The 2,055-nt window shown below is 57.8% G+C and carries 3 protein-coding genes and 1 pseudogene; 3 read left to right on the top strand and 1 reads right to left on the bottom strand.

The annotated features are described in order from the left end of the window. Positions 1–119: pseudogene (locus QJT78_RS50675) on the bottom strand (IS110 family transposase); the annotation flags it as partial. Between QJT78_RS50675 and QJT78_RS50670 the strand changes: the two are divergent. The 3 genes from QJT78_RS50670 (at position 103) to QJT78_RS50660 (ending at position 1,383) form a co-directional block, all read left to right on the top strand. Further along, positions 103–399, top strand: a complete 297-nt coding sequence (locus QJT78_RS50670) for a hypothetical protein (protein WP_028154587.1) — start codon at positions 103–105, stop codon at positions 397–399. The pseudogene QJT78_RS50675 and the gene QJT78_RS50670 overlap by 17 nt on opposite strands. A 66-nt stretch (positions 400–465) precedes the next feature. Next, positions 466–810, top strand: coding sequence for a hypothetical protein (locus QJT78_RS50665; RefSeq protein ID WP_129557693.1), 345 nt, complete (start codon positions 466–468; stop codon positions 808–810). 276 nt (positions 811–1,086) lie between these two features. Further along, the gene (locus QJT78_RS50660; RefSeq protein WP_080586951.1) at positions 1,087–1,383 is read left to right on the top strand and encodes a hypothetical protein; all 297 of its coding nucleotides are present in this window, start codon (positions 1,087–1,089) and stop codon (positions 1,381–1,383) included. The last annotated feature ends 672 nt before the right edge of the window (positions 1,384–2,055 follow it).

Below are 2,055 nucleotides of genomic sequence, written 5' to 3'. Positions count from 1 at the left end.
CGGCAAATGCGGCCCGTTTCGTCGACAATGCACAGGGACGTCTCTTTGACCGACACGTCCAGTCCAGCGTAATGTTTCATGCTGCGCTTCTCCGTCTGATGCTTGTGGCTGCTCGACAAAGACCACGTTTATCATCAACCTGAAGCGCAGCACCCTGCCGACGCGGGGCTCAGCAACAGGCCGATCGCTGGTCGGATCGTCCACATCAACGAGTCGAAGCGCTACGCTTTCGTTGCGCGCGATGACCGGCGCGGCGTTCGCGTTTTTTGCAGGCTCAATGACCTGCAGCGCGCTGGCGTGGCCGCCGCAATCGGGACGCGCGTTCTTTTTGAAATCGGCGAACGCGATGGCAGGCCGGTCGTTGTGGCAATCGAGCACAACGTTCACGCCAACCACTAACCCCTGCCGACTAACCTTCCACCCCACCATCGCGCCACGTGTGCGTACCTATCGAGAGTCAATCAATTGGCTAAAAACTCCGAACCCGCCCTGATCGATCGCATCCGCGAAGTGCACCCGAAATACGCGGCGCTACTGGAAAAACAGCGCGAGCTTCTCGACCGCCAAGCTGCCGCGCAAGCAGAGGCCAATCCCTTGGGCCAGGAGGAGCGTCGCGCGCTGTTGGGCTGGGTCACTCAGCAGCCAAAACCCAAACCGAAACCAATCGTCCGGCACGCTGGCGCGGTCGACCTTGTGGGCGAACTCCTGTCGCCGCAGTCCGAGGCCGAGGTCAGCCCGCCGCAACGGTGCCGGACGCAAAGCCTGGCGCCCCTGCACCGTGGTCGGCGGCTCAGTGGAGGATTCGTTTAACCATCGATTCGTCGTCATCATTCGTGGCCCGGAGGACGACGTTGTTGCAGAGGTTCGTCGGCCCACGCCGTCGACTGAGCCGTTTGGCTAACCGGGTGGGGCGGGGTTTGACCCCACCGCACCGAGAGTCTTGGTCATCTGCACTCAGATAGAGCCAAGAGATTGTCACTGTACGTCGCGATGCTCCAGAATGGCTTCCCTCCAACTTTTGGTAGCTTGTTAGCTCGGAGCGAGTGCCTCAGCATATGGTGTCTCCCTTCATTGGTGGTCCATGCCATGCTGAAGAATATTGCTTGCATCCTATTGCCTCCGATTGCTCTCATGAGCGCGGCTTTCGCGCAGGACGCACAGTCCAATACGATCGACTGTTCTGCATTTTCAAAGCGATCGGACGGCCGATGGTATGTGGGGTCACCCACAACCTTCGACGTCGGCAATACAACCTCCGTAAGTTTGGCGGCACTTTCAGTGGGCCGGAATTTTATGAATGTTGGAGGTTCAGATCTGTTTGATCTAATCGAGGTGAAATGCGGGAAGGACAACTCGCGCCCGACGATGGATCAGGCGCAATGACCCCTGAATGCATTGTGCCGCAAGCAGCCCCCTCTCTTTTTGTAATTGGGTGTGCGTTCGTATTGATAGCTTGCGTCAGCGGTTTTCTTGCTTGGCGCTTGGGCTATGGTAGAGGATACGAGCGGGGGCGGGAAGCCGCTGCGCGCTTGTTCGCGAGCAAAGGCGTCCGTAGTGCTGCGGAAACGGGCCCGACATTTATCGACGGTCTGTAGCAAGGCTAGCAATGCGGCGGACGCGACGAGGATGATCTCGTATGCTCACCACTGAACAAATCTCCGAGGCCAAAAAACGCGTCCGATACCAACAGCCGACCAATGTGCATGAACACGATGACTGCATCAGGATCGCGTTTGAGTGGTTTGATGCGCAAACCACGACAAAGAGGCTCGCAAAGCCAACTTACCTCTTAAAGAACATCATCGAGATGTGGGGTGGCAGATACATTGCGAGGTCAGACGTGGAAGTTGCGGCTGAACTACATCCACAGATCAAGGGCAGGTATCAGCATTCCGACCCACTTGCATATCGAGCTATGGGTTGCACCATATCTACCCGGCCTTGAAGCTAGCCCGTCCTATTCGTGAGAGTGCGGCTTTTGGGCCCGATTGATGCGGCCGCACATCTTGTCTGACGAGGCGCACAGGATTGCCTTCGGCTTTTCGCCGCCTGACG

The sequence above is a fragment of the Bradyrhizobium sp. Mp27 genome (assembly GCF_029953005.1).
In the GTDB taxonomy this organism is placed as follows: Bacteria; Pseudomonadota; Alphaproteobacteria; order Rhizobiales; family Xanthobacteraceae; genus Bradyrhizobium; species Bradyrhizobium barranii.
The sequence above is the reverse complement of the archived record's forward strand: the minus strand, read 5'-3'. Positions and strand labels throughout refer to the sequence as shown.

Bases quoted from the DNA above. Each gene is read 5' to 3' on its own strand.
- QJT78_RS50660 (WP_080586951.1), top strand. From the start codon at position 1,087: ATGCTGAAGAATATTGCTTGCATCCTATTGCCTCCGATTGCTCTCATG.